Genomic DNA, 6,176 nt, shown 5'->3' with positions numbered 1-6,176 from the left:
CTTCCTGTCATCAGGAAGGGCTTTTATCATACAACGGGCTTTCTTTTTTTTACGTGGGGCTATCCCTACCACCACATCATACCAATAGGGTATTATTTGTTTTACGTGGGGTCACCCTTGCCGCCACAACATCCGTAATTGATTATAGTCATAGTGATAAAAGTCAGTCAATCAAAAGAAAAAGCAACTCCAGAGTGAGGAAACGAAGAATCTTTCTGGATCTTGGGTTTTCAATCTGACTTATAGACCTGTTTCCGTTATACCTAGCTCTGAAACGCTTTTCTTGTTTTTATAGACTGTCTTAATCATTTAAAAAATTATGTTTATAGTACTTCAATGTATCTTTTAATATTAATGGCCAGCGATCTACAACTTCCCTCCCAAGCAGTACTTCATCGGCAAGACCCATATGCATCATGTCTACGATACGACATAAATATGATTTACCATCATCCCACCAGACTCTGTATGAATCGATCATATATACGTGTTTGATGTTGACTCCGGTGTCTTCCCGGATTTGCTTTGCTTCAAAACCGTCTAATTGTGTTTCGTAAACTCCGTCCGAGATACGGCTGCCAAAAGAGGTTGTATAGTAATACTCTTTGATTTCCCAAATCAAATGAGCGTTGTTCACATCAGGGAATGCACCATCAAAACGTCTTGAGAATATACCTTCTAGTTTTTTATCTTCGCTTAGAACGTAAGATAGACTTCTTGGATCATCGTTAAATCCTATATCTTCACCGTAGATTAAGTTGTTTTCAGAAGCGAAATCACGTATTGTTTTTTCGGTTAGTGTATTGATTATGCATGTAAAAAATGCGTGGTCTTTTTTTTCGTTACTTTGCTTGTTGAGTGGGAAGTTAGAAGTGAAATTATTGCTGGTGTGAATATCTTTGTAGTTTTCGAAGAGTGCTTTTGCTTCAGAAGCATTCATGAAGTTATCTTTGACTGAATTTAAAAGATGAGCCCTATACTCTAGGTATTCTAAAGCGTCGTCCAGAAGATCTTCTTCTATTTGAATCTCTAGTTTTTTAAGAGCGTCAATCGCTTTATCTTTACTATGAAAGATGATTGATCCGGATTTAGAGTATCCAAGCTTTTCAGATAGTAGCTTGGCATATGCCCAAAAAGAAGAACTTTTATTTTGGAATTTCGGATTTGCTTGCACGGCTATTCTCTCCCTTTTCCATATACAAAAAGAAGGAAGAAGGCGTTATATCTAGAGCATTACAAATCTTAATGATATTTAGTAAAGAGACGTTGCGATCGCCTCGCTCAATATCGCTAATGTACGTACGATGTAGTCCTGTACTTTCAGCAATTTTCTCTTGGCTATGGTTACGTTCTTTTCTCAAAACTCTAAGTGTATTTCCGAAGTTTTGTTTAATTTCATTTTCGTATGTCATGATACCAACCTTCTTTTATGTAACGTTATAGAAGGAATGTACTATCGTGCAGACTATAAGTCTACATACTTTAAGTGACATATGATATAATGCTCAATGAATGAGGTGAAGGAATTGAATCAATTAAAAACTAACGTACCACAGTTATTAAAATGGATCGGGAATAAGCATCGATTTGCAAAGGAAATCGTTTCATATATGCCTGATGACATAAACACTTACTATGAACCTTTCTTAGGTAGTGGAGCAGTACTAGCAGAACTTTCGAGCATGAATCAAAATAGCTTAATTAAAAAGTACACAAAAGCAGTTGGATCTGATATCCTCCCATTTCTAATCGAGATTTTCAATTATGTAAAAGACGAACCGGAAATTTTGATCGATCATTACCGAAAGAATATTTCTACTTACAACGAAGATAGACAAGCGAAATATTTAGAGATTAGAGATCGGTTTAATAAAGATTTCAATGCTTTAGATTTTGCGTTGCTCACCAGAACTTGTTACTCCGGAATCATTCGTTTTCGTAAAAGTGATGGATATATGAGCACGCCAATCGGTCCTCATAATCCTATTTCTCCAGAGACATTTGAATCGAGAGTGCTTGCTTGGAATGACTTATTAAAAGAGGATGTAAGTTTTATTAATCGAGATTTCAGAGAAGTAATGGACATGGCTGGAGAGGGCGATTTGGTTTATTGTGATCCTCCTTATACACACAGTCAAAAGATTTTGTATGGAGCACAAGCATTTGATATCGAAGATCTATGGACTAAAATTCGTGAGTGTAAAGAGAGAGGAGCCAAGGTGATGCTCTCCATAAACGGAACGAAAAGATCAGGAAGAGAAGACATAGGAATCGAAGCTCCAGAAGGATTATTCGAGAGAGCCGTCTTTGTAAACTGTGGGCCGTCGATGATAAATAGACTTCAAAGAAGTGGAGAAATCATGGAAGATGAGCTTGTTCACGACAGTTTATTTTTCACTTGGTAAAACAAAAAATATATAAAAAAAGATCAAAACAAATGAAAAAGAGCATAAGGGGAAACTGCTATCACTCACCGTGCTAGCCTAGGCGGAGCCTAGTGTTTCCCTGATATCATCAAAAACGCCAAAAGGTCACACCGCGTGCCACTAAAAACGGCATTTTGGCACGGCGTTTGCCACTAAAAAAACACGATTACTAGTGCTAGTAATCGTGTTTTTTTGTTTTTCAAAATGAATTTTCAATTTGAAAAAAGCATTTGAAATTTATTTTTTTGAATTGAGATTTGATGAGTGATAAAAATAAAATGTTGTCAGAAAATTGATGTAAGCGTACAATAATCAGTAACAAAATACGGACGGAACAACAAAAAACGCCACTTCTCCCATCTACTTGTCGCCAAACGAGTAGATGATCAACGAAGTGACGCTTTTGAATAGCGAGTGCACGAACACTTGCTATTGAATAGTTGAAGGCACATTGCACGTGACTTCAACTTAGATGCACTTATCATACTAAGGAAACCTTGAACATTCAAGGTTTTAGTGTAGAAAAAGGACATCGTTCAGTAGCAAGTTTTACGAAACTCGCTACTGAACGATGTCCTTTTTGTTTTGGTCTTACATAAAAAAGAGGTCAGCACTCGCTCTTTAAACGAGTAGGTTCATCCAGCCGACGCAGTAGAATGGATCGGTCATCACCGCAGTTCCAGTAGGTGATGCGACGTTAGCAGGGGAAGGACGGAGAGCCCTGTACATAGCCTAAGTCCCGAAGGGATACGGTAAAGATCGTTGAGAGGTTCGGACGGGGTCATATGGTACGAGACCGTAGGCAGTCCCACGACAAACGGTGGGGAATTTCCTAGTAGGCGGCTGTATGATTGCTGTGACACGACGTATGACGGCTTTTGGCCGCCATACAGTGGGTTATATGACGAGTCGCCGAAAGGCAGCAAGGTAGGGCGTGGAAACGCCTTGTGTGCGCGAGAGCGCAGCGAGTCATATCGTAGGGGCGAGACTCCCCTGCAATCTTGGAACGCCTAGACATACGGATACCTCGTCCTACACTGGACGCAGTGCACCGATGGGCAGATTTAACTCTTTCCTTTTGCAAGGGGTTAGTCTGCCCATCCAGCCGTTTTCCTCGCCTGCCTACCGCAGTATGTCCTCGCTCTTCGGGTTCTACAAGTCTTTTTAATTAAAAAAAGGAATAGAAAATGCCGGAAAGATGAAGATCAACGACTGGAGAACATGTCGTGCGAGGAACGTTGAAGGAGGGAGCGAAGCGAGTCCATTCAATGTGACGCAGTACGCCAGCAAACGGAGTGAAGGCGTAAACGCCGAAAACGAAGTGCGGTAGATCAGGAAAGCGAAAATCTTAAACAGGCATCCAGAGAGAAAAAGGGATTTTGGAATGTATGGTTTATATCAACTACCGAACGATCTAGAATAGCGAAATTTTTAAAAAGAATGCAGGCATCTAGCCCTGTAATCTAGAAATTTAAGAGGGTAAGAGGTTAGGAAATAAGGATGGTGCCGAGCAAGGAGGATTGAAACAGATGAGAGAAATGGAACTGACGATCTTTGACGTCACGGAACTCAACAAACGTATGAAGTTTCTCGAAATCGCAAAACAGCATGCTCCAGTGGGTAAGGAGAAGCTACGAGAAGCCTTGAAACAGGCTGGGGCGACGTTCGACCAACAGACGAAGCGTTGGCAGATTGCTGGAGACCATCCGAACGCCCATAAGCGTGTTCTGGACTTCGTCCAATCGACACGAGTGAAGGAGAAAAAGAATCGAGCGACGGATCCATTACGTGTGGATCCCGTGACCGGACAGTCGCAACTCGACGACGGCTATTTCGAGATCGAGACGAAACCGCAACAAATTATCCGAAAAAAGGTCTCGCTCGACCTCGATGTGACGCTCCACAAGCGTCTGAAGCATATCGCGCTCGAGAATGACGTGAAACTATACGAACTCGTCGAAGGCATCCTGCAGGATTACATGCGAAAACAAAAATAAGGAGGACGAACAGATGAAAACCTTAGCGAACTTTCGAAAAGATTTCGAAGAAATTCTTGAAGATCCGAACACGAATCGGCGTGATGTCCGGTTGGCGAACTTGATGTCGGAGATGGAGGGGACGATTCAAATCCCACTGTTGCAAAATCTCGAATGGGAAGCCCAGCATCCGGAAGAGATTGAACTGTACCGTGAAATCTCGAACGCTCGAGTACTTTAAAACTAAAGGTCATCATGCTTTATTAGATTTTTTCTTGTTCTTCCGGAGCCGTTGCTCGATGTAGATCAAAGAAAAGGCAGTCGCTAATAAGGCTGCTGATTTCATCAGCAGAGGGACTAGTTCTTTGTTATAAGAAACGTATTTGCTCATGTAGTAGTCGACAAGGACGAGCAACATGAAGTAGACGAAGTACCGAAGGTAACGTATTGGGAACCACTCCTTATGTAATATGACATAACTTTATGCTACATCAAAAAATGAAGTAGAGTGCTCAGAAATCATCAAAAACTGCCATCGTTGCGTGAAATGACAATTCCTCGCAAGGATGTTGTTGATATAAATAGATTTTTTAAAAACGATGCGAAAAAAGGGTGTTTTCACAAACTTTTTTCGCATCGTTTTTAAAAAAATTTTTACGTTGCTAAAGTCAAGTATGTATTTTTTTCTTAGAAAGAAGTACGCTTTATAAATCTTGAACAAACAGTGAACATTTGTTTGTTTATAGGTTATAATTCATAATATCGCTCTAGGAGATTAGTCGCATTTTATTTGATTAATATTAGGTTTGATACAAAGGATTGTTTACGTCTACTAGAGATCTTCAAACTAAGAAACCAACGACATAAGAGATTAAGAAGATAATAGCTAAGAAACTAATGATATAAGAGACTAAGAAGATAATAGCTAAGAAACTAATGATATAAGAGACTAAGAAGATAATAACTAAGAAACTAATGATATAAGAGACTAAGAAGATAATAACTAAGAAACTAATGATATAAGAGACTAATAGATGATAGATAAAAGAATAATTTGGAGCGAAAAAGGTATTTGGATTTAATCTGTGTTTTGAAAAGGGTAAATAGAAATGGGGGGTACCAACTAGAGGCATCGAACTGTTCTATAAAGTTTCATACTAAAATTGAGAGGAGGAACTGCAATGAACCTTCATCAGTTAACTCCCGTTTTCTATGCAGAAAATGGACACTTGATAGAAGCTTTAGATAAAACGCCCGGTAGTCAATTTAAAGATAAAGGGCGAGGATATGCAGTTCTCGTTGTTAAAGTAAAAAACATTCAATTCGCTATTCCTTTAAGATCATCAATGAGTATAGATCATAAATACAACTTCACTACGAAAACGTCGGTTAACTCGAAAGGGAAAAAAGTTAGGCATGGACTAGACTATTCCAAAGCCGTAATAATCACTTCTCAAGCTCAAGTAAACGAAAAAATCTTTTATCTAAAAAAGAAAGAAGATTACCTGAAAATCAAGAAGCAGGTTGATAAAATTCAAATGGAATTTGAGAAGATGATTGAAAAATACATCCGAGCAGTGCTGAAGAACGACAAAAACATACTGCGCGAGTTTAGATACTCGACTCTTCAAAATTATCACGAAGAACTGGGTCTCGTAGTCGAGAAAGTATCGTAATTAAAAGCCCTTCCTGTCATCAGGAAGGGCTTTTATCATACAACGGGCTTTCTTTTTTTTACGTGGGGCTATCCCTACCACCACATCATACCAATAGG

The 6,176-nt window shown here is 39.3% G+C and carries 6 protein-coding genes; 4 read left to right on the top strand and 2 right to left on the bottom strand.

Going from position 1 to position 6,176, the window contains the following annotated elements; genetic code table 11:
• Positions 1-301 precede the first annotated feature (301 nt).
• On the bottom strand, positions 302-1,174 hold the full coding sequence (locus KNP99_RS15090; protein WP_214894531.1) for a DUF7687 domain-containing protein: 873 nt from the start codon (positions 1,172-1,174) through the stop codon (positions 302-304).
• The gene (locus KNP99_RS15085; RefSeq protein ID WP_214894532.1) at positions 1,146-1,412 is read right to left on the bottom strand and encodes a helix-turn-helix domain-containing protein; all 267 of its coding nucleotides are present in this window, start codon (positions 1,410-1,412) and stop codon (positions 1,146-1,148) included. The genes KNP99_RS15090 and KNP99_RS15085 overlap by 29 nt, the downstream gene beginning before the upstream one ends.
• A 114-nt stretch (positions 1,413-1,526) precedes the next feature.
• Here KNP99_RS15085 and KNP99_RS15080 point away from each other — a divergent pair, with 114 nt between their 5' ends.
• The 4 genes from KNP99_RS15080 to tenpIN all read left to right on the top strand — a co-directional run bounded on the left by KNP99_RS15080 (position 1,527) and on the right by tenpIN (position 6,078).
• The gene (locus KNP99_RS15080; protein WP_251133117.1) at positions 1,527-2,405 is read left to right on the top strand and encodes a DNA adenine methylase; all 879 of its coding nucleotides are present in this window, start codon (positions 1,527-1,529) and stop codon (positions 2,403-2,405) included.
• 1,550 nt (positions 2,406-3,955) lie between these two features.
• A complete protein-coding gene (locus KNP99_RS15075; protein WP_215193346.1) occupies positions 3,956-4,423 on the top strand; it encodes a hypothetical protein in 468 nt (155 codons plus the stop codon).
• Positions 4,424-4,436: 13 nt separating this feature from the next.
• Entirely contained in the window at positions 4,437-4,643 is a 207-nt protein-coding gene (locus KNP99_RS15070) for a hypothetical protein (RefSeq protein ID WP_215193345.1), read from the top strand.
• Between the two features lie 940 nt (positions 4,644-5,583).
• Positions 5,584-6,078 (top strand): type III toxin-antitoxin system TenpIN family toxin, encoded by a 495-nt coding sequence (tenpIN, locus tag KNP99_RS15065; protein WP_215193344.1) that lies wholly within the window; start codon positions 5,584-5,586, stop codon positions 6,076-6,078.
• The last annotated feature ends 98 nt before the right edge of the window (positions 6,079-6,176 follow it).

The organism is Exiguobacterium sp. s95, assembly GCF_018618655.1.
Lineage (GTDB): Bacteria > Bacillota > Bacilli > Exiguobacteriales > Exiguobacteriaceae > Exiguobacterium_A > Exiguobacterium_A oxidotolerans.
This window is presented reverse-complemented; position numbering and strand designations above follow the sequence as displayed.

Excerpts from the sequence above, each read along its gene's own strand:
- KNP99_RS15085 (WP_214894532.1), bottom strand. The coding sequence starts at position 1,412 with ATGACATACGAAAATGAAATTAAACAAAACTTCGGAAATACACTTAGA.
- tenpIN (WP_215193344.1), top strand. The coding sequence starts at position 5,584 with ATGAACCTTCATCAGTTAACTCCCGTTTTCTATGCAGAAAATGGACAC.
- KNP99_RS15070 (WP_215193345.1), top strand. The coding sequence starts at position 4,437 with ATGAAAACCTTAGCGAACTTTCGAAAAGATTTCGAAGAAATTCTTGAA.
- KNP99_RS15075 (WP_215193346.1), top strand. The coding sequence starts at position 3,956 with ATGAGAGAAATGGAACTGACGATCTTTGACGTCACGGAACTCAACAAA.